We start from the raw sequence: 20,148 nt of genomic DNA, 5'->3' as shown, positions 1-20,148 counted from the left end.
GACAGCCCATACGTCCCACAGGTTCATGCGGCACAAGTCTTGCCACACTAGCCTTCTCGATACAGACCTCCCAGGGAGACGATATGTCAGTCCCCGACATGATCCGCAATGTCACACAAAAGGCAAAAGACCTGCCGCTGCACATGTTGCAGAGCGCGCTGAGCGGGGTCGGCCAGGCCCTGCTCCTCGGCGACCGCGTCCGGAACAGGTTCAAGGGCACCTCCGGCCAGGGCGAGACCGGCGAGCCCTTCGGTACGGCCGGCGACGGTCCCGCGAAGACCGGCGAGAAGGCCGCGGACCAGGCGGGGGAGCCCACCCGCCGCGAGCCCGTCATCTTCGCGCCGCGCCCGGAGAAGGCCGCGGGCAGGCCCGCCGCCGAGAGCAACGGGACCAGGACCACTCCCGACCCGGTCATCTTCAGCCCCACCAAGCCCGACACCGCGACGCCCTCCGCTCCCGAGGTCAAGGCTCCCGAGGCCAGGGCCGAGGCCGTCGACGCCCCGGCCACCGCCGGAACCGCCGAGGCACCCGCCGCTCCGGAGGCCGAGACCGCCACGGCGAAGCCCGCCGAGACCGTCGCGGACGCCCCCGCCGCCGCGGAGCCGAAGCCCGTGCAGGCCCCCGCCGCCCCGGAGGCGAAGACCACGGAGGCCCCGGCCACCGAGCCCACCGAGCCCACCGAGCCCACCGAGCCCACCGAGCCCGCCGAGCCCGCCGAGCCCGCCGAGCTCGAGGTCACCGAGAGCACCGCCGCGAAGGCCGCGAAGGCCGCGGAGACCACGGAGACCACCGCCGCCGAGGCACCCGCCCCCGAGGTCGAGGCTCCCGCCAGGAAGCCCAGGGCCACCCGGGCCAAGGCTCCCGTCGCGAAGCCCGAGGCCGCGGAGCCCCAGGCCGCCGAGGTGAGCGCGGTCGCCGAGACCCCCGCCAGGAAGCCCAGGGCCACCCGGGCCAAGGCCAAGGCTCCGGCCGGCGAGGCCGCCGCGCCCGAGACCGCGGACTCCAAGGCCGCGAGTTCCAAGCCCGCGGGTTCGAAGGCCGGGAAGTCCAAGGCCGCGCAGTCCGAGGCCACCGCGCCCGAGGCCGCCCAGACCGCTCCGAAGGCCAGGGCGACCAGGACCCGCAAGACCACCAAGGCCGCCCCCGCGGAGACCGTGGCCGAGAACACCACCGAGAGCGCGGAGAGCGGCGCCCTGACGAGCGCCGCGGAGAGCAGCACGTCGAACGCCCCCGCGGAGGCCGTGCTCGAGACCCCCTCGGCGGTGAAGGTCGAGGTGACGAGGGTCGAGACCGCGAAGCCCGAGACCGCGGACGCCGCGGTGGTCGAGGTGGCGGAGACCAGGGCCGCGGCTCCCGAGGCGGCCGAGGCGACCGGTTCCTCCACGGCGACGACCGGCACGCCCGCCGAGCCGCTGCCCGGTTACGCGGAGCTGACGGTCGCGTCCCTGCGGGCGCGGATGCGCGGCAGGACGGCCGGGCAGATCCTGGAACTGATCACCTACGAGCGGGCCACCACCAACCGCGAGGCCGTCGTGCGGATGTACGAGAACCGCCTGGCCAAGCTGGAGACCGCGGAATAGTCACGCCCGGCGCGTAGGCTCCCGGCCATGAGCTCGAAGACCACCCCTGAGCAGCCCCTCCCGGTTCGCACGGTGTTGCAGATGGTCGGCGGCTGGATCGGCAAGCTCGGCACCGTCTGGGTCGAGGGACAGATCACCGAGCTGACCGCCCGCGGCGGCACGGTGTTCCTGACGTTGCGCGACCCGGTGGCCAACGTGTCGGCCCGGGTCACCTGTCCGCGTGGCGTGTACGAGGCGACCCTCCCCCGGCCGGTGGACGGCGCGAGGATCGTGGCCCACCTGAAGCCCGACTTCTGGGTCAACAAGGGTTCCTTCGCGTTCACCGCGCTGGAGCTGCGGCCGGTCGGGGTCGGCGAGCTGCTGGCGCGGCTGGAGCGGCTGCGCCAGCTGCTCGCGTCCGAGGGGCTCTTCGGCGTCGACAGGAAGCGGCGGCTGCCGTTCCTGCCGGGCACGGTCGGGCTGATCTGCGGTCGTGACTCGGCCGCCGAGCGCGACGTGCTGGAGAACTCGCGGCGCCGCTGGCCCGCCGTGCGGTTCAAGGTCGAGCCGGTGGCCGTGCAGGGGCCGTACGCGGTCGGCGAGGTCACCGAGGCGCTGCGCAAGTTCGACGCGGACGGCGAGGTCGACGTCATCGTGGTCGCGCGGGGCGGGGGGTCGATGGAGGACCTGCTGCCCTTCTCGGACGAGGCCCTCGTCCGGGCGGTCGCGGCGTGCCGCACGCCCGTGGTCAGCGCGATCGGCCACGAGCAGGACAATCCGCTGCTCGACCTCGTCGCCGACGTGCGCGCGTCCACGCCGACGGACGCGGCGAAGAAGGTCGTGCCGGACGTCGGCGAGCAGATGACGCTGATCCGCCAGCTCCGCGACCGGGGCCGCAGGGTGGCGGGCGGCTGGCTCGACCGCGAGACGGCCTGGCTGGCGGCGGCCCGCTCCCGGCCCTCTCTCGCCGACCCGGTGCGCGAGGTCGAGCGCAGGGCCGAGCAGGCCGAGCAGCTCAGGGACCGGGCGAGACGCTCCCTCACCGCCTCCCTGGACCGCGCCCAGGACTCGCTGGAGCACCTGCGCGCCCGTCTGGTCTCGCTGTCCCCCGCCGCCACGCTGGAGCGCGGCTACGCGATCGTGCAGCGCCCCTCGGGCGACGTCGTGCGCCTCGCGAGCGAGGTCTCCCCCGGTGACGAGCTGACGGTGCGCTTCCCCGACGACCGGGTGACGGTCAGGAGTGAGACCGCCACGTGAGCGAGGGGTAGCCGTCGTCGACGAAGCCGAACTGCCGGTAGAGGGGCTCGGCGTCGGAGGTCGCGTGCAGGTCGACCCTGCGGACCCCGCTGTCGCGGTACCACTCCAGGAGGGCTCCGATGATCGCCCGGCCGTGGCCCCGGCGCCGGTGCCGGGGGTCGGTGGCCATGCCCTGGACGTAGCCGTAGCGGCCGTCGGGGAGGGAGGGGCCGGGAAAGCGCTGGAAGATGAGGCCGACCCCGCAGGCCGCCAGTCCTTGGGGGGCGTCCACCACGTAGACGGCCGTGTCGGAACTGCCCAGCCGCTCCTCGAGGCTCTCCGCGTAGGCCCCCTGCCACTCCTCGTCGATCGGGTAGGTGCCGTCCTGGGCCATCCGGTCGGCCAGGACCTCACGGAGACGCACCAGCTCGGGGATGTCCTCCGGGGTCGCGTCGCGAACGTTCATCCGAGCATCCTCCCAGCCGTACGCCACGGTGGAGCGACCGGGGAGGCGGCGGTGGATCACCCCTGGCGGGGCCGGGCGGTACGGCGAGGCGCCGCCGGGCGGATCTCACCGGTGCGGCCGCGCCGGGACCACGCCGGGTGGACGTCACGGGCTGAAGATCCCCGGGACACGACCTAAGGTGGGGTGCGTGGCCGATGAGAAGACACCGTCGTACGAGCAGGCGCGCGAGGAGCTGACCGAGGTGGTCCGCAGCCTTGAGGCGGGCGGGCTCACCCTGGAACAGTCGATCGAGCTCTGGGAGCGCGGCGAGAGGCTGGCCGCGGTCTGCGAGGAGTGGCTCCAGGGTGCCAGGGTGAAGCTCGCGGCGGCCATGGCGCAGCGGCGGCAGCCCGACTCCGCCGGAGACGCCCCCTTCTGAGCCTTTTAGCCTTCTGAGCCTTCTGAGCGGCCCGGTCCGAGCGCTCCCGCGCCTCAGAGGCCTTCCGGGTGGGCGGACCTCAGGAAGTGACCTTCGGCTGCTGCTCGAGGGAGCCGGCCAGGGCGGACAGCTCGTCCCACGGGGCGGTGCCGGTGACGACGATCGTGACGTCCGGCAGGAACCGGACGAGGGAACGCTGGTTCTTGTCCTCGCGGAGGCGCTGCTCCCAGGTCACGCCGTTGATCTGGACGGTGCCGGTGACCGTGGAGGTGTTGGAGAGGCGGTTGGCGAACCCGGCAGCGGGCTTCTCGTTGCTCTGGGCGAGCATCGCGTGGAAGCGCTTGGCGGTGGCGAAGCCGAGCCTCCAGGTCGTGACGCCGTTGACGTTCGTGTTCCTGGAGCTGTTCGGGACCCATCCGGCGGCGACGGGCTCGGGTGCCCACACCTGGAAGGGCGCCGTGCGTCGCAGGTCGGCCAGGGCGATCGAGTAGTCGACCCTGGGGATGTGCTCGGTTCTGCTCTGCGGCGTGACCAGCAGGAACAGGCCGACGGCGCCCAGACAGACCGCCATCGCGAACACGTAGCCGTAGAAGCCCTGAGTGAACTTTCGCACGACTGTCGACACTATCCGTTCGGGAGGGCGGTCCGGCCTCAGGGGCGGCGGATCTGGGCGATGATGGTCAGCACGTCCTCGGCCAGGGCCCGGGAGGCGTCCTCGTCGTCGGACAGGGCGACCTCGGAGACCGCGGCGGCGAGCGCGCCGGTGAGGACCACGACCAGCGCTCCCTCGTCGCCCTCGAACAGGGCCGCGTTGCGCTTGGCCCACTGCCTGAGCCGGTCGCGCATGATCAGCTCGAACCCCGGCGGCCCGTCCCCGCGCAGGAACAGCGCGGAGATCTCCCGCTCGGTCAGGCAGCCCTCCAGGTAGGCGCGGGCCCCGGCGATGAACAGCCGCATCGGGTCGCTCTCACCGTCGGCCCTGGAGTCCTGGACCGCCTGCTTGGTCCGCTGGGTCTGACGGGTCTGGAACTCCTCGAAGAGGGTGAGGTAGAGGTCGGCCTTTCCGGAGAAGTGGTGGTAAAGACTTCCGACACTCGCTCCCGCGCGGGCGACCACGTCGGTGACCCCGGTCTCGGCGAAACCGCTCGTGACGAAGATCTCCCTCGCGGCGGACAGGAGCGCGACGCGCGTGGCGGCACCCCGCTCGGAGGTCCGCGCACCCACGCCTTTCACCAGTCGTTCCGTGTCGCTGCTCATGGTGGGCACATTATCCTCCGCCGACCGGTCAGAGGGGTGCCAACTACGATCGTTGCATTGACCACGAGAGGGGTTTCCCACCATGTCCGATGAGACGTCCGTTCCCGACGCCCTCGCCACGGGAGAACACGCACCCGATCGCAACCTCGCTCTGGAACTGGTCCGGGTCACGGAGGCGGCCGCGATGGCCGGTGCCCGCTGGGTCGGGCGGGGTGACAAGAACGGCGCCGACGGCGCCGCGGTGAACGCCATGCGCCAGCTGATCAACACGGTGTCCATGAGCGGCGTGGTGGTGATCGGCGAAGGTGAGAAGGACAACGCGCCGATGCTCTACAACGGCGAGCACGTGGGCGACGGCAGCGGCCCGGCGTGCGACGTGGCCGTGGACCCGATCGACGGCACCCGGCTCACCGCGCTCGGCATGCCCAACGGCATCTCGGTGATCGCGGTCAGCGAGCGCGGCTCGATGTACGACCCGTCGGCCGTCTTCTACATGGACAAGCTGGTCACCGGCCCCGAGGCCGCCTCGTCGGTCGACATCAACGCCCCGGTGGCCGACAACATCGCCGCGGTGGCCCGCGCCAAGGGCGGCGAGCCCTCGGACGTGACCGTGGTCGTCCTCGACCGGCCCCGCCACGAAAAGATCATCCGTGAGATCCGGGAGACCGGCGCCCGGATCAGGCTCATCACCGACGGTGACGTGGCCGGTGCGATCATGGCGGCCCGGGTGGGCACGGGCGTCGACCTGATGCTCGGCATCGGCGGCACCCCGGAGGGCATCATCGCCGCCTGCGCGCTCAAGTGCCTGGGCGGCGTCATCCAGGGCAAGCTCTGGCCGCAGGACGACGCCGAGCGCCGCCGGGCGCTGGACGCGGGCCTCGACCTCGACGCCACGCTGAGCACCGACGACCTGGTCAGGTCCGACGACGTGTTCTTCGCGGCCACCGGGATCACCGACGGCGAGCTGATGCAGGGCGTCCGCTACCGCGCGGGGAGGGCCATCACCAACTCCCTGGTCATGCGCGGCCGTTCCGGGACGATACGGAAGATCGAGAGCGAGCACCAGCTCTGGAAGCTGCGGGCCTACAGCGCGATCAACTTCGACAGCGCCAGCTGAGCGACGGCACCGGAGCCGGGAGCGGCCCCGGTGAAACGCTCCCCGGGCGGGGGCTCTCGGCGGAGAGCCCCCGCCCGGGGAGCGGCGACGCCAGGGAACGGCGACGGGGCCGGGAACGGGACACCGGCGGTCGGCGGTCGGCGGCGAAGGGCCCTCGACCCCGGAGAGCGGTGACGCCCGGAAAGCGGCGTCAGCGGCGGAACCAGGAGCGGCGAGGACGCTTGGGAGACTTGGCCACGATGCTCCCGAGCGTGACGACGCCGGTGATCTCGATGACCGGCCCATCGGGCGAGGCCGGGACCTGGTTCTTCTTCCCGCCCATGAACGCCGAGGCGGGCATCTCGATCCGCACCCCCTCGGGGACGATCAGGGTCAGGGTGCCGCCCATCACGGTGACGTGCAGGGTCACGTGGCTGGACTGGAGCAGCGCGTCACGCAGGTCGAGCTTGACGTTGGCGCAGATCGCGGTGGCCGTGAACCGGGTCGGCACGACCCAGCGGCCCGAGCGTTCCTCGGAGCCGAAGAACGCCGTCACCGGGCGGACGTCGGTGCGCAGCGGCTGCTCCTCGGGCGGCAGCAGGTCGGCGGTGAGCGCGGAGAGCTCTCCCAGCGTGCGGACCCGGTAGAGGGCCTCGGTGCGCTCGCCGTGCTCCTCGTGGTCGAGGCGCCCGTCGGCGAGCGCGTCGCCCAGCACGGCGGCCACCCTCTCGCGGTCGGTGTCTCCGGCCCTCAGATCGGCGGGACGTGGCTCGGGGGCGTAACGGCGGACGGCGGGGGGACGGGGACTCTCCACCCTTCGACCATAATCCCTGCCGGGGCTCCGGCAGGGACGTGAGATCTCCGGCATGGCCAGAAGGTTGGGGCCCGCGGCGCCGCGAGCCCCAACCTCCGGGCCACGCCGGCGGGATTTCCGGTCGCCCCGATCCCGGACGCGGCGAACTCCGGCCCCTGAGGCTTCGAGCGCCCCGTCCGGTTTCCCCGGCCTCGGCAGTGCCGGTCGCCTGCCGGTCGCCTGCCGGTCGCCTGCCGGTCAATGGCCGGTGAAACCGGCAGGTGACCGGCCATTGACCCTCGGATGGCCCGCCCATACCCTGACGTGAACTTGAATCCCCCTCATGTTCCCCGGAGGTCGTCATGCCGACCCCACGTGACCGGCAGGCGCGCGTGGCGACCTGGGCGGCCTTCTTCGTCCAGGGCCTCTGCCTCGCCACACTGCTCACCCATGTGATCGACCTCCAGCACAAGTTCGGGCTCAGCGACGGCGACCTCACCCTGGTCCTGCTGCTCGTGCCGGTGATCGCCGGGGTCGGCAGCGCGGTCGCGGGCCCCCTGGCGAACCGGTACGGCAGCGCCCCGGTCCTGCGGATCTCCCAGGTCGGCGTCTGCACCGCGGTGATCCTGTCGGGCTGGAACGACCAGCTCGTCGGCCTGTACGCGCTCAGCGCCGTGTTCGGCCTGTTCCTCGGCGCGGTGGACGCGGCGATGAACATGCAGGCGGTCGCGGTCGAGCGCCGGTACGGCGTGAGCGTGCTGACCGGCTTCCACGCCGTGTGGAGCGTCGGCTCGATGCTGGGGGCCGGGTTCAACTCCGCCTTCAGCGAGCTCGGCGTGGAACTGCGCTGGTCCTTCTCCGTCCCGGTGCTGATCGGCGCGGTGATCTCGGTGACCATGCTTCCCCGCCTCTACGGGCGGGAGGAGGAGGGGTCCACCGAGCGGGCCGCGCACGTGGCGGCCCGGGTGCCGTGGCGGCCGATCATCCCGCTCTGCCTGGCGATGGCGTTCCTGTACGTCGGTGACGCGGCGGTCTCCAACTACAGCACCGTCTACATGGAGAAGGCCCTGGCGGCGAGCGGCTGGCTGGTGCCGTTCGCCTACTTCGTCTACCAGGCGACCATGCTCCTGGCCCGGGTCCCCGGCGATCTCGCCGTCCGCAGGTACGGCCCGGCGCCGGTGGTCCGGGTGGGCGCGGTGATCGCGGCCGTGGGCACGCTGGGGGTCGTCGTGGCGCCCGGCGTCGCGGTGGCCGTCGTGTCGTTCGGCCTGATCGGCGTCGGCCTGTCCGTCATCGCCCCGCTGTCGTTCTCGGCGGCGGGCCGGCTGGGTGCCGGGGCGGAGACCGCGATCGCGCGGGTCAACATGTTCAACTACGTCGGCTTCCTCGTCGGTGCCGCCGTGGTCGGGACGCTCAACGACACGGTGAGCATCCGGGTGGCCTTCGTGCCCGCCGCCGTCCTGGTGGCCCTGATCGTGTTCCTCGCCAGGGGCTTCCGGCCCGACCCGGAACCCGCCGCACGGCCGTAGCCCAAAAAGGACCTCACAGGTAGGTGCGCTGGTCCCGTTTGGCCTGCTCGTAGGCGGCGCGGGCCCGCCGCGCCTCCGGCAGCCCCGACACCTCCGCCACCGGGACGTCCCACCAGGCCGTCGTCTGGGGACCGGGGCCCGGCACCGTCTCGACGTACACGACGGTGGTGCCGACGGCCTCCCTCGCCTTGGTGAGGGCCACCCGCAGGGACTCGGGGCCGTCGGCGCGGATCACGTCGGCGCCCAGGCTGGCCGCGTTGGCGGCCAGGTCGACCGGGAGGAGGGCCCCGTCCAGCGCGCCCCCGGCCCCGCGCATCCGGTAGGCGGTGCCCAGGCGCCCCGCGCCGACCGCCTCCGACAGCCCGCCGATGGAGGCGAAGCCCCGGTTGTCGACCAGCACCACGACGAGCTTGACGCCCTCCTGCACGGCGGTGGCGATCTCCTGGGCCATCATCAGGTAGGACCCGTCGCCGACCAGCACGAACACCTCGCGCTCGGGCACCGCCAGCTTCACCCCGAGCCCTCCGGCGATCTCGTAGCCCATGCAGGAGTAGCCGTACTCGACGTGGTAGGACTTCGGGTCGCTCGCCCGCCACAGCTTGTGCAGGTCACCGGGCATCGATCCGGCCGCGTTGACCACCACGTCCGAGGGCCGGGCCACCTCGTTGACCATGCCGAGCACCACCGGCTGGGTCAGCGCGTCCCCGGTCGTCAGCAGGGAGACCTGCTCCTGCCACTCGTGGGTCAGGCGCGTCGCCCTGGCGGTCCAGCCGAGGTCGGCGCTCCAGTCGCCGAGGTCCAGGGCGCGCAGTGCCTCGCGGGCGTCGGCGACGAGCATCTCGCCGGAGTGCTTGGCGGCGTCGAAGGCCGCGACGTTGACGTTGAGGAACGCGGCCTCGCCGAACAGGGTGCGGGAGGCGGTGGTGAAGTCGGTGTATCGGGTGCCGACCCCGATGACCAGGTCGGCGTCGCGGGCCAGGTCGTTGGCGGCGGCGGTGCCGGAGTGCCCGATCGCGCCGACCGCGCAGGGGTGGTCGTAGGGCAGCGTTCCCTTGCCCGCCTGGGTCTCCCCCACCGGGACGCCGTGGTCGGCGGCGAACGCGGCCAGCGTCTCCCACGCCTCGCTGTAGACCACCCCGCCCCCCGCCACGATCAACGGCCGCCGCGACCGCCTGACCAGCTCGGCCGCCCGCGCCAGCGCGGCGGGCTCGGGGACGGGCCGCGCCACGTGCCACACCCGGCGGGCGAACAGCTCCTCGGGCCAGTCGTACGCCTCCGCCTGCACGTCCTGCGGCAGCGCCAGGGTGACCGCGCCCGTCTCTGCCGGGTCGGCCAGCACCCGCATCGCGGCCGGAAGGGCCGCGAGGAGCTGCTCGGGCCGGTTGATCCTGTCGAAGAACCGGGAGACGGGGCGCAGCGCGTCGTTGACGGTCACGTCGGGGAAGCGGGGGTCCTCCAGCTGCTGCAGGACCGGGTCGGCGGCGCGGGTGGCGAAGACGTCGCCGGGCAGCAGCAGCACCGGGATCCGGTTGATCGTGGCCAGCGCCGCCCCGGTGACCATGTTGGTGGCGCCGGGGCCGATCGAGGAGGTGCAGGCGAAGGCGGACAGCCGGTTGCGGGCCCGCGCGTAGCCGACGGCGGTGTGCACCATGGCCTGCTCGTTGCGCGCCAGGTAGTACGGGAGGTCGCCGTCCGTGCCGGCCCCCCGCTCGGCCAGGGCCTGCCCGATCCCGGCGACGTTGCCGTGGCCGAAGATGCCCAGGCATCCGGCCACCAGCCGGTGTTCCACTCCGTCGCGCTCCGACCACTGGTTCGCGAGGAACCGCAGGAGCGCCTGTGCCACGGTGAGTCTCATCGCAATCCCTCACAAGGTCCTACAGGGCCTTTGTCATCGGAAGCCTCGGGTCGATCGGCTGCTGTGCCCACGAGGAGCGGATCCAGGCGTGCCGGGGGTCGTCGCAGAAGGCCATCGACCGCTCGGGCGCGGGCCCGGCCAGCACGTTCAGGTAGTAGAGGTCGTAGCCGGGGGCCGCCATCGACGGGCCGTGGTAGCCGCTGGGGACGAGCACCACGTCTCCGGCGGCCACCTCGGCGAGGGTGTCGTGGGTGCCGTACACCCGCTGGTAGCCGGGGCCGCCCTCGAAGTAGTAGATCTCCTCGAGCACGGCCTCGTGCTCAGAGGCCGTGTCGTGCTTGTGCGGCGGGTACGACGACCAGTTTCCGCCGGGGGTCAGCACCTCCACCGCGACGAGTCTGTCGCAGTCGAAGGCGTCGGGGGCGCAGAAGTTGTTGACCTGGCGGCTGGCCGGCCCCGTCCCGCGCACCTCGACGGGGACCGCCCGCGCGGGGCCGTACCGTACGGGGAAACGCCTGGTCGCGCGGGCGGCGGGGAGGGCGAAGCGGCCCTCGCCGGTGATCCGCGCGGTCGCGCCGACGGGCAGGTACGCGAAGTCGGTGACCGCGTGGAAGACCGAGGTCCTGCCGTCCAGTGTGAGCCGCTCCCCGTCGCACTCGACCACGCACGTGCCCGACAGCGGCAGGATCAGCATCTCCTCGTCACCGGTGTCGAACTCCACGCCCTCGCCGGACAGGCAGAGCACGCGGAGCCCCGCGTACGTCCACCCGGCCGCCTCCGGGGTGATCGACAGTGCCCACGGCGCCCGCGCGGTGCTTCCCGCGGGAACGAAGGTCATGGCCGCTCCTCGCCGTCGCGGTTCCGATCCGGTCTCCTGCGCGCGCCCTCGCCGTCGCGGTTGCGGCCCGGTCTCCCGTTCATGTCACCTCCAGCATCGCCGCGGCGGTGTCGACGGCCGCGGCCACGTCGTCATCGGAGGGATACAGCAACGCGCGGCCCACCACCAGACCCCGCACGCCCGGAAGTCGCAGAGCCTCGCGCCAGGCCGCGTAGGTGAGCTCCGGCGCGCCGCCCGGGTCGCCCCCCAGGAGCAGCGTCGGCAGCGTGGTGGCCCGCATCACCCGTTCCATGCCGTCCACGACCGGGATCTTCAGCCAGGTGCGCGCGGAGGTCGCGCCGAGCCCCTGGGCGACGTGCATGGACCGGATGACCCCCTCGGGCGACAGGTCGTGGGTGACCGCGCCCCCCGCCCGCCGGGACCAGAACGGCTCGACCATCGCGACCAGGTCGTGCGAGGCCAGCTCGGTGACGGCCCGGCCGCACGATTCCAGGGTGCGGGCGGTGGCGGGGTCGTCCATGCCGATCCTGCAGAGCATCTTGCCGCCGTCCAGGCGCGTCCTGACGATCGAGGAGGTGTCGTAGGCGGTGAAGCGGTCGTCGAACTCGAAGGCCGACCCGTGCAGGCCGCCCCGGTTCATCGACCCGATCACGACCTTGCCCTCCAGCGCGCCGAGCAGCAGAAGGTCCTCGACGATGTCGGGGGTGCCGAGCACGCCGTCCACGCCGGGCCTGGACAGCGCCACACACAGGCGTTCCAGCAGCTCGACGCGGCTCTCCATCGCCCCGGGACGGCTGCCGACGCCGACGACGCCCCTGGCGGTGTGGTCCGCGGCGATGATCAGGAGCCGGTCGCGCTCCTCCAGCGGTCTCCCGCGCCGCCGCGCCGCCGCCGCCTCGGCGATCCGCCCGGGAAACCGCGCCCGCGTGTCGAGGAGCGTCCGGTGCTCTCGCTCGTTCATGTGCCTCCCCGCCCTGTCCGGCCGTCACCGCTCGCGCCGAGCACGTCCATCACCTCGTCGATCCGTGGCATGGCCGGGGCGCAGGCCAGCCGTCCCGCGACGATGGACCCGGCCGCGTTGGCGAACCGCAGCGTGGTCTCCAGGGGCCAGCGTTCGAGGAGGCCGTGGCAGAGGGCGCCGCCGAAGGCGTCTCCCGCGCCGAGGCCGTTGACCACCTCCACCGGTACCGGCGGCACCTCCACCGTCTCGCCCGCGGTCATGCCGAGCACCCCGCCCGCCCCCCGCTTCACGATCGCGAGCTCGACGCCCGCCGCCAGCAGCGCCTCGGCGGCCTCGTGCGGCTCGCGGGTGCCGGTCGCCACCTCGGCCTCGTCCTGGTTCCCCACCGCCACCGTGACGTGGCGCAGGGCCTCGCGCACCTGCTCGCGGGCCTCCTCCGCGCCGGACCAGAACATCGGGCGGTAGTCGAGGTCCAGCACGGTGTGCGGCACGCGTCCCCTGGCCCGCCAGGCCGCGAGGTGCGCGCTCCTGGAGGGCTCCTGGGACAGCCCGGTGACGGTCGCCCAGAACAGCCGGGCTCCCGCGACGGCCTCCAGGTCCAGCTCCTCGGGGAAGATCTCCAGGTCCGGGGCCTTGGGGAAGCGGTAGAAGTAAAGAGGGAAGTCGTCCGGCGGCCGGATCTCGCAGAACGTCACCGGGGTGGGCAGGTGCGCGACCGGGGTGACGAAGCCGTCGTCGACCCCGTACTCGCGCAGCGCGTCGTGCACGAAGAGCCCGAACGGGTCGTCCCCGGTCCTGGTGATCACCGCGCTGGAGCGGCCCAGCCGGGCGGCGGCCACGGCCACGTTGGTGGGGCTGCCGCCCAGATACTTGCCGAAGGTCTCGACCTCGCGCAGCGACACCCCCACCTGCAGCGGGTAGATGTCGACTCCGGCCCGTCCCATGGCCAGAACCTCGATCATGCGCGTCCCTCGCCGGGCGGCTCGCCGCTCCCGGTCCCGCCGCTCCCCGGCCCGCCGTTCCCGGTCCCGCCACTCCTGGACGGCCCGGTCTCGTCGCCGGTGAGCTTCCTCAGGTACGCCAGGCTCTCGCGGACGTTCTCCTTGGGGTCGCCGGAACCCCGGGGAGCGTCGGGGCCGCCGGGGTCGCCGTCGGCGGGGCCCAGCACGACGTCCTGCTCCAGGACGTACCAGCCGTCGTACCCTGCCCCGGTCAGACCGCCGACGATGGCGGGGAGGTCCACGTCACCCCGGCCCAGCGGGCGGTAGAGGCCGTCCTTCACCGCCCGGGTGTAGGTCAGCTCGCCCGCCCTGACCCGCCCGGCCACGGCGGCGTCCACGTCCTTGAGGTGGACGTGCGCGATCCGCCCCGCGGCTTGGGAGACCAGTTCCGCGGGGTCGGTGCCGCCCGCGAGGAGGTGGCCGGTGTCGAGGCAGAGCGGCATCGCGCTGTCGTCGAGCACCCGCTGGACCTCCTCCCGGTTCTCCACCACGGTCCCGATGTGCGGGTGCAGGGTGACGGTCCTGCCGAACTCCTTGGCGTTCTTGAGGATCCGGCGCAGGTTGCCCATGAGGGTCTTCCAGGCGGCCGCGTCCAGCTCCGGCCTGGCGTCGTAGCTCTCACCGCCGGTGGAGGCGGCCAGCACGACCACGTCCACCTCGCCGTCCATGAAGGCGCGCATCGCGGCCCGGACGACCGGGAGCGGGTCGTGGTCGGCCTCGTGCAGGACGACGGGCACGAACCCGCCCACCGCCCGCAGCCCGTACTCCGAGAGAAGGGAGCGGCAGCGCGTCGGCGAGGGCGGCAGGAACCCCTCGGGGCCGAGCTCGGTGGCCGTCAGGCCCAGCTCCCTCATCTCGGCGAGCACCTGGGAACGATCCAGCTGCCGCCCCCAGCCGGGGACCTCGCAGACCCCCCAGGAAATGGGCGCGCCGGCCGTTCGCACCGGACCGCCTCCGTCGGCGGAGCCGGTCTCTCTCACCGGGTCGCCTCTTCTCACACGATCACCTCCGTGACGCGCACCGGACGACCCTCGCGCCGGGACAGCTCCGCGGCCTCGGCGAGGTAGAGCGCCGCGAGGGCGTCCTCGACAGTGCAGGGACTCTCCGTCTCCCCCCGCGCCGCGCCGAGAAACGCGTCGAGCTCGGCGATGTAGGCGTGCTCGAACCTGGCCGCGAAGTCGGGCCAGGGCTCGCCCGGCGGCTGCAGGCCCTCGGAGCTGGTCAGCGGCACGCGCGGGTCGAGGCCGACCGCCCAGGTCCGCAGGGTGCCCGCCAGCTCCATCCGCACGTCGTACCCGGCGCCGTTGTACCGCGACCCCTGAAGGGTGACGAGCGTGCCGTCGTCCATGGTGAGCAGCGCGGCGCTGTTGTCGACGTCGCCCGCCTCGGCGAAGAACGCCTCGCCCCGGTTGGCGCCGGTCGCGTAGACGGTGTCGGCCTCCCTGCCGGTGACCCAGCGCAGGATGTCGAAGTCGTGGATGTGGCAGTCGCGGTAGATGCCACCGGACATCGGGATGTATCCGGGGTCGGGTGGGTGGGGGTCGGCGCTCACCATGTGCACCCGGTACAGCGTGCCCAGCTCGCCGCCGGCCAGTGCCCTCCTCGCCGCGGCGTATCCGGCGTCGAAGCGCCGCTGGAAGCCGATGTGCACGACCGTGCCGCTCCGCCTGGCCGCGTCGAGCACGCGGAGGGTGTCCCGTACGCCGGGCGCCACCGGTTTCTCGCAGAACGCAGGAACCCCCTTGGCGCAGGCGCGCATCAGCAGCTCGGCGTGGGTCACCGTGGGAGTGGCGATCACCACCGCGTCGCTGTCGAACGCGTCCCCCACCCGGGCTCCCAGCCTGGCGGCCACCTCCGCCGCCCGCCCGCCGTCCGCGTCGCTCACCACCAGCTCGTCGACCCCGGGATGCGCCGCCAGGGTCGCGGCGTGGAACACCCCGATCCTGCCGAGTCCCAGTAGTCCAACACGCATCGTGCCTCCGAAGAAGAAAGCGGTCGATCTCCAGTTCTAAGCGACGAGCCAGAAGCCGTCAAGAATTTGTCAGGACATACAGACGATCCATCGAGCCGCACCGGAAGCTCCGGAGCGGACGTATCCGCAGGTGGGAGACCTGCTCATGGGGCGGGGCGACGGCGCAGGGCGTCCGCGAGGGCGCGGATCGTCGCGTCGGCGCGGCGGGCGGGCAGGCGGGCGAAGCCCATCACCAGCGCGGGCGGGCCCGGGGCGTGCCGCATCGGGCCCACCGGCTCGACCGCGAGCCCGCAGTCCTGGGCCGTCTCCGCCACCGCCGCCTCGTCCCAGCCGTACGGCAGCTCGGCGAGCAGGTGGAGCCCGGCGGAGACGCCCCGCACGGTGATCTCGGGAAGGTGCTCGCCGAGCGCCAGCGCGAAGGCGTCGCGGCGGGCGCGGTACTCCCGGCGCATCCTTCTCAGGTGCCGGTCGTAGCCGCCGGTCGTGACGAAGTCGGCCAGGACGTACTGCTCCAGGACGGGCGAGCCCAGGTCCAGCTCGCCGCGGGCCAGCCGCAGCGACTCGGCGATCCCGGGCGGCGCGGCCACCCAGCCCAGGCGGAGCCCGGGGGCCAGGGACTTGCTGACGCTCCCGATGAGGATCACCCGGTCGGCGGCGAGGCCCTGCAGGCAGCCCACCGGGTCGCGGTCGAAGCGGAACTCCGCGTCGTAGTCGTCCTCCAGGATCGCCGCTCCTGTCGCGGCGGCCCACTCGATCAGCTCGGCGCGGCGGCGGGGCGAGAGCACGACGCCCGTCGGGTACTGGTGCGCGGGGGTGAGCAGCACCGCGCGCGCCCCGGTCGCGGCCAGGGCCTCGACGTCGAGGCCCTCCCCGTCCACCGGGACGGCGACCAGGTCCGCGCCCGCGGCGTGCAGCAGCGGGAGCTGGCGTCCCCCGGCCGGGTCCTCGACCGCCAGCCGGATCCGGCCGGGGGGCGGCGCCGGACGCGAGGCCCGCCGGACGAACCAGCCGAGATCGTGGGGCGACCGGCCCCGGGGAAGCCTCCCCGCGAGCGCCTGGATCGTGAGGCTGATCCCCTGGGCCACCCCGCCCACGATCACCAGGTTGTCCGGGCTCACATCGGCCGCCCTGACCCTCCTGAGATAGGCGGCCAGTTCCTCGCGCAGCGCGGGGACGCCGCCGGGATCGCCGTAGTCCAGGGCCTCGGCGGGCAGCGCGGCGAGCGTCCTGCGCATCGAGGCCAGCCATCGCTCCCTGGGGAACGCCCCCAGGTCGGGCGCGGTGGAGCGGCGCCCGTGGTACGGCTCGCGCTCCCTTCGCGCGCCGCGGGCCTCCGCGGTCCGGGACCCGGCGCGCGGCGGGCCCTCCGGCGTCGGGGAAGGGCCGTCGGGACCGGCGGGAGGGACGGGGAGGGCGGCGGTACGGCCCGCGGCGGGGGCCACGACGGTTCCCGCCCCGATCCGGGAGATCAGGAACCCCTCGGCGACGAGCTGCTCGTACGCCTCGACCACCACACCTCGGGAGAGGCCGAGGTCCCTGGCCAGCTCGCGGCTGGCGGGCAGCCTGACCCCCGCGGCCAGCCGCCCGCGGCGTACCGCCTCGCGCAGCTCGCGGGCGATCTGGGCGGCGACGCCGCCCGCCGCCCGGTCGACGACGAGGTGCAGATCGGCCAATTGGTCCTCTGTTTCGCTGCCACATTGGACCCGACAGGGGTGCCATTGGCTTCCTAGCATTCCGCACATGAACGTGGATGTCAGCACCGCCCGCCCCACCACCTTGCGGGAGTCGCGCGGCCCGGTCCAGGCCGCGACGGCGATGTTCCTGGTGGGCACCCTGGCGGGGGTCGCCGGGGTGGTCGGGGCCTACCCGGTCTACGGCGGCCAGGCTCTGCGCCACCTGCTCGCGGCCGCGGCCCTGATCACCGTCGCCCGGGTCGCGGGGCTGCGGTTCGTACGGCTCACGGCCCGCGAGACGGCACTGCTGGCGACGCTCTCCCTGACGGGACTGGTGATCTTCAACGTGTGCGTGGTCGAGGCCACCCGGCACGGCGGCCCGGCCCTGGTCGGGACCGTCCTCGGCACCGTGCCGCTGGCGCTGGCCCTGCTCGGCGGGCGCCCCTCGCCCCGGCTGCTCGGCGCGGCGGCGCTGGTCGCCGCCGGGGCGACGGTGGCCGCCGGGCTGGGCAGCGGCGACCTGGCCGGGCTGCTCTGGTCACTGGCCGCGCTGGGCTGCGAGCTCTGCTTCTCCATGCTGGCCATCCCGCTGCTGCCGAAGCTGGGCGCGGTGCGCGTCTCCGCGTACTCGGTGACGCTGGCCGTGCCGATGCTGGTGGTCGCCGGTCTGCTCGCGGACGGCACCGCGATGTTCCGCGTGCCGACGGTCTCCGAGGCAGCGGGCCTGGCCTATCAGGCGCTGATCGTGACGACCGTGGCGTTCTTCCTCTGGTACGACGCCCTGCCCCGGCTCGGCCCGGGAAGGGCGGGGCTGTTCGCCGGGCTGATCCCGGTCGGTGCCATCGTCACCGGCGCCGTTCTCGGCCTGGGCGCCCCGTCGGTGCCCGACCTGCTCGGCGCCGCGCTCGTGGTCACCGGCATCGTCATCGGCCTCAGCTCAGCGGGCTCACCCGCTGCGGGGGTACGTCGACCGGCTGAGGCGGAGCGGGCCGCTGCCGGGGGATCTCGACCCGCTGGGGCAGGCTGATCCGCCGTGCGGGCTCGCCGGCCCGCCGCAGGGACAGGGTCACCTGCTGCGAGGGCAGGCTCGCCCGCCCGGAGGCGACCTTCAGCCGCTGCCGGGAGAGGGTCATCGGGGGCTCCGGCCAGCTCACCGGCCACTGGGGGGTACGGCCGTTGGATTCCTTGATGCTCGTCAGCGTGATGGCTATCAGTGACACGCCGAGACCGGCCACCACGAAGACGGCCACGATTGCCAGCAGGATGATGTTTCCGGCCAGGACGGTGTTTCCGATATTCATGCTGTCTCCCAGCTTCCGCCGGACGCTCGGCCCGGCTCCCTTCCCCTTTCCCCGTACATTCGGACATATATCCACAAAAGACGCATAACCTACTAATGCTTGCCCCAAATATGCCGATTTAGTGTCATATGTCCATCCGGTTGCGCGCGGCTCGGGGGAGGGAGGTCGCCGCACCGACCACGAGGACGGAGCGTGAAGGCGAGGCCGTACCCTCTAGGGAAAACAGCGCCCGCACGGAGGATCGACGACGATGCCCGAGTTCGACTACACCGACCTGCTTCCCATGGGACCGGACGAGACGGAGTACCGTCTGATCACCGCCGAGGGGGTACGGGTCGTCGAGGCCGCGGGCCGCAGGTTCCTGGAGGTCGAGCCCGAGGCGCTGCGGCTCCTCACCGAGAACGCCGTCCACGACATCTCCCACTACCTGCGGTCGTCCCACCTCGCCCAGCTCCGCAAGATCATCGAGGACCCCGAGTCGAGCGGGAACGACCGCTTCGTCGCCCTCGACCTGCTGAAGAACGCGTCGATCTCGGCGGGCGGCGTGCTCCCGATGTGCCAGGACACCGGCACCGCGATCGTGATGGGCAAGCGCGGCCGCCACGTGCTCACCGACGGCGCCGACGCCGAGCACATCTCCCGCGGGGTCTACGACGCCTACACCCGGCTCAACCTGCGCTACTCCCAGATGGCCCCCCTCACCATGTGGGAGGAGAAGAACACCGGCTCCAACCTCCCCGCGCAGATCGAGCTCTACGCCGAGGACCCGGGCGGCCACCCCGACGAGTACAAGCTGCTGTTCATGGCCAAGGGCGGCGGCAGCGCCAACAAGTCGTTCCTGTACCAGGAGACGAAGGCGGTGCTCAACGAGAAGCGGATGCTCCAGTTCCTGGAGGAGAAGATCCGCTCCCTCGGGACCGCCGCCTGCCCGCCGTACCACCTGGCGATCGTCGTCGGCGGCACGTCCGCCGAGTTCGCCCTGAAGACCGCCAAGTACGCCAGCGCCCGCTACCTGGACTCCATCCCCACCGAGGGCTCCCCCTCGGGCCACGGCTTCCGCGACACCGAACTGGAGGCCAAGGTCTTCGAGCTCACCCAGAAGCTCGGCATCGGCGCGCAGTTCGGCGGCAAGTACTTCTGCCACGACGTCCGCGTCATCCGCCTCCCCCGCCACGGCGCCTCCTGCCCCGTCGCCATCGCGGTCTCCTGCAGCGCCGACCGCCAGGCCCTGGCGAAGATCACCCCCGAGGGGGTCTTCCTGGAGCAGCTGGAGACCGACCCGGCGAGGTTCCTGCCGGAGACCACGGACGACCACCTCTCGGACGACGTCGTCAAGATCGACCTCAACCGCCCGATGCCGGAGATCCTCGCCGAGCTGACCCGATACCCGGTCAAGACCCGCCTGTCGCTGACCGGGCCGCTGGTGGTCGCCCGCGACATCGCGCACGCCAAGATCGGCGAGCTGCTGGACGCGGGCGGCGAGATGCCGGAGTACCTCAAGAACCACGCGGTCTACTACGCCGGGCCCGCCAAGACCCCCGAGGGCTACGCCTCGGGCTCCTTCGGTCCCACCACCGCCGGGCGGATGGACTCCTACGTCGAACGCTTCCAGGCGGCCGGAGGCTCCAAGGTCATGCTCGCCAAGGGCAACCGCTCCAAGCAGGTCACCGACGCGTGCCGGACCCACGGCGGCTTCTACCTCGGCTCCATCGGCGGCCCCGCCGCCCGCCTCGCCCAGGACTGCATCAAGAAGGTGGAGGTCCTGGAGTACCCCGAGCTGGGCATGGAGGCCGTCTGGAAGATCGAGGTCGAGGACTTCCCCGCCTTCATCGTCGTGGACGACAAGGGCGAGGACTTCTTCACCGACTCCACCGGCCCCGTCCTGACCATCGGCCGCCGCTGACCGTCTCCCCCGGCGGGGCGGCGCCCCGTCAGGATCCGCCGTACAGGCGCCCGAGGCCGACGAGCTCGACGTCGGAGCGCCGTGCGGCGGTGTGCGCGAGGTCTGCTTCGTCTGCTTCGTCTGCTTCGCGGCCCTGCCGGTGCTCCCTGCAGGGGATCCACGTGGGCCGAACGGCCCCTTTTACCTCCAGTACCGCAACATACGGCTCGATTACGGGGAGAAGTTATGGACTCCGGTCGACTGCGCAGATGTCACGCAAAGTTTCTCAACAGTCACGAGCGCGAAAATCT

Annotated in this window: 19 protein-coding genes; 7 read left to right on the top strand and 12 right to left on the bottom strand. The window is 72.8% G+C overall.

Annotated features, from left to right (window positions below):
- Positions 1-83: 83 nt before the first annotated feature.
- Both ACTOQ1_RS17535 and xseA read left to right on the top strand, forming a co-directional pair.
- The gene (locus ACTOQ1_RS17535; protein ID WP_440068355.1) at positions 84-1,580 is read left to right on the top strand and encodes a hypothetical protein; all 1,497 of its coding nucleotides are present in this window, start codon (positions 84-86) and stop codon (positions 1,578-1,580) included.
- 27 nt (positions 1,581-1,607) lie between these two features.
- Positions 1,608-2,816: an exodeoxyribonuclease VII large subunit gene (gene xseA / locus ACTOQ1_RS17530; RefSeq protein ID WP_440068353.1), complete on the top strand. Its 1,209-nt coding sequence runs from the start codon at positions 1,608-1,610 to the stop codon at positions 2,814-2,816.
- Here xseA and ACTOQ1_RS17525 read toward each other — a convergent pair.
- Positions 2,794-3,261: a GNAT family N-acetyltransferase gene (locus ACTOQ1_RS17525; protein ID WP_440068351.1), complete on the bottom strand. Its 468-nt coding sequence runs from the start codon at positions 3,259-3,261 to the stop codon at positions 2,794-2,796. The genes xseA and ACTOQ1_RS17525 overlap by 23 nt on opposite strands.
- Before the next feature lie 187 nt (positions 3,262-3,448).
- On the opposite strand from ACTOQ1_RS17525, the gene ACTOQ1_RS17520 reads away from it, so the two are divergent.
- Positions 3,449-3,679 (top strand): exodeoxyribonuclease VII small subunit, encoded by a 231-nt coding sequence (locus ACTOQ1_RS17520; protein ID WP_440068350.1) that lies wholly within the window; start codon positions 3,449-3,451, stop codon positions 3,677-3,679.
- A 79-nt stretch (positions 3,680-3,758) separates the two neighbouring features.
- Here ACTOQ1_RS17520 and ACTOQ1_RS17515 read toward each other — a convergent pair whose 3' ends face one another.
- Together ACTOQ1_RS17515 and ACTOQ1_RS17510 are read right to left on the bottom strand one after the other, a co-directional pair.
- Entirely contained in the window at positions 3,759-4,292 is a 534-nt protein-coding gene (locus ACTOQ1_RS17515) for a DUF4245 domain-containing protein (RefSeq protein WP_440068348.1), read from the bottom strand.
- A gap of 38 nt (positions 4,293-4,330) precedes the next feature.
- A complete protein-coding gene (locus ACTOQ1_RS17510) occupies positions 4,331-4,936 on the bottom strand; it encodes a TetR/AcrR family transcriptional regulator (RefSeq protein WP_440068346.1) in 606 nt (201 codons plus the stop codon).
- Positions 4,937-5,018: 82 nt separating this feature from the next.
- Between ACTOQ1_RS17510 and glpX the strand changes: the two genes are divergently transcribed.
- Entirely contained in the window at positions 5,019-6,053 is a 1,035-nt protein-coding gene (gene glpX, locus ACTOQ1_RS17505) for a class II fructose-bisphosphatase (protein ID WP_440068344.1), read from the top strand.
- Positions 6,054-6,243: 190 nt separating this feature from the next.
- Here the strand turns inward: glpX and ACTOQ1_RS17500 are convergent, their stop codons facing one another.
- Positions 6,244-6,846 carry a DUF1707 SHOCT-like domain-containing protein gene (locus tag ACTOQ1_RS17500; protein WP_440068342.1) on the bottom strand — a complete coding sequence of 201 codons (603 nt, stop codon included), beginning with the start codon at positions 6,844-6,846 and terminating at the stop codon, positions 6,244-6,246.
- A 341-nt stretch (positions 6,847-7,187) separates the two neighbouring features.
- Here ACTOQ1_RS17500 and ACTOQ1_RS17495 point away from each other — a divergent pair, with 341 nt between their 5' ends.
- Entirely contained in the window at positions 7,188-8,354 is a 1,167-nt protein-coding gene (locus tag ACTOQ1_RS17495) for an MFS transporter (protein ID WP_440068340.1), read from the top strand.
- A gap of 13 nt (positions 8,355-8,367) precedes the next feature.
- Here the strand turns inward: ACTOQ1_RS17495 and iolD are convergent, their stop codons facing one another.
- The 7 genes from iolD to pdxR all read right to left on the bottom strand — a co-directional run bounded on the left by iolD (position 8,368) and on the right by pdxR (position 16,654).
- Positions 8,368-10,209 carry a 3D-(3,5/4)-trihydroxycyclohexane-1,2-dione acylhydrolase (decyclizing) gene (iolD, locus tag ACTOQ1_RS17490; protein ID WP_440068338.1) on the bottom strand — a complete coding sequence of 614 codons (1,842 nt, stop codon included), beginning with the start codon at positions 10,207-10,209 and terminating at the stop codon, positions 8,368-8,370.
- Between the two features lie 19 nt (positions 10,210-10,228).
- Complete coding sequence (gene iolB, locus ACTOQ1_RS17485; protein ID WP_440068336.1) at positions 10,229-11,047, bottom strand: 5-deoxy-glucuronate isomerase; 819 nt, start codon at positions 11,045-11,047, stop codon at positions 10,229-10,231.
- Positions 11,048-11,126: 79 nt separating this feature from the next.
- On the bottom strand, positions 11,127-12,008 hold the full coding sequence (locus tag ACTOQ1_RS17480; RefSeq protein WP_440068334.1) for a Cgl0159 family (beta/alpha)8-fold protein: 882 nt from the start codon (positions 12,006-12,008) through the stop codon (positions 11,127-11,129).
- Positions 12,005-12,970 (bottom strand): 5-dehydro-2-deoxygluconokinase, encoded by a 966-nt coding sequence (iolC, locus tag ACTOQ1_RS17475; protein ID WP_440068332.1) that lies wholly within the window; start codon positions 12,968-12,970, stop codon positions 12,005-12,007. The genes ACTOQ1_RS17480 and iolC overlap by 4 nt, the downstream gene beginning before the upstream one ends.
- Positions 12,967-13,953, bottom strand: coding sequence for a TIM barrel protein (locus tag ACTOQ1_RS17470; RefSeq protein ID WP_440068330.1), 987 nt, complete (start codon positions 13,951-13,953; stop codon positions 12,967-12,969). Before ACTOQ1_RS17470 ends, iolC begins: the two co-directional genes overlap by 4 nt.
- Before the next feature lie 50 nt (positions 13,954-14,003).
- Positions 14,004-14,981 (bottom strand): Gfo/Idh/MocA family protein, encoded by a 978-nt coding sequence (locus tag ACTOQ1_RS17465; protein WP_440068329.1) that lies wholly within the window; start codon positions 14,979-14,981, stop codon positions 14,004-14,006.
- A gap of 143 nt (positions 14,982-15,124) precedes the next feature.
- Complete coding sequence (gene pdxR / locus ACTOQ1_RS17460) at positions 15,125-16,654, bottom strand: MocR-like pyridoxine biosynthesis transcription factor PdxR (RefSeq protein ID WP_440068327.1); 1,530 nt, start codon at positions 16,652-16,654, stop codon at positions 15,125-15,127.
- Between the two features lie 67 nt (positions 16,655-16,721).
- On the opposite strand from pdxR, the gene ACTOQ1_RS17455 reads away from it, so the two are divergent.
- Positions 16,722-17,681 carry a DMT family transporter gene (locus ACTOQ1_RS17455; protein WP_440068326.1) on the top strand — a complete coding sequence of 320 codons (960 nt, stop codon included), beginning with the start codon at positions 16,722-16,724 and terminating at the stop codon, positions 17,679-17,681.
- On the opposite strand, the gene ACTOQ1_RS17450 is transcribed toward ACTOQ1_RS17455, so the two are convergent.
- Complete coding sequence (locus ACTOQ1_RS17450) at positions 17,587-17,955, bottom strand: hypothetical protein (protein ID WP_440068325.1); 369 nt, start codon at positions 17,953-17,955, stop codon at positions 17,587-17,589. The two genes, ACTOQ1_RS17455 and ACTOQ1_RS17450, sit on opposite strands and share 95 nt — an antisense overlap.
- 250 nt (positions 17,956-18,205) lie before the next feature.
- Between ACTOQ1_RS17450 and ACTOQ1_RS17445 the strand changes: the two genes are divergently transcribed.
- On the top strand, positions 18,206-19,858 hold the full coding sequence (locus tag ACTOQ1_RS17445) for a fumarate hydratase (RefSeq protein WP_440068323.1): 1,653 nt from the start codon (positions 18,206-18,208) through the stop codon (positions 19,856-19,858).
- The last annotated feature ends 290 nt before the right edge of the window (positions 19,859-20,148 follow it).

This window comes from Streptosporangium sp. OZ121, assembly GCF_051918885.1.
In the GTDB taxonomy this organism is placed as follows: Bacteria; Actinomycetota; Actinomycetes; order Streptosporangiales; family Streptosporangiaceae; genus Streptosporangium.
The sequence above is the reverse complement of the archived record's forward strand: the minus strand, read 5'-3'. Positions and strand labels throughout refer to the sequence as shown.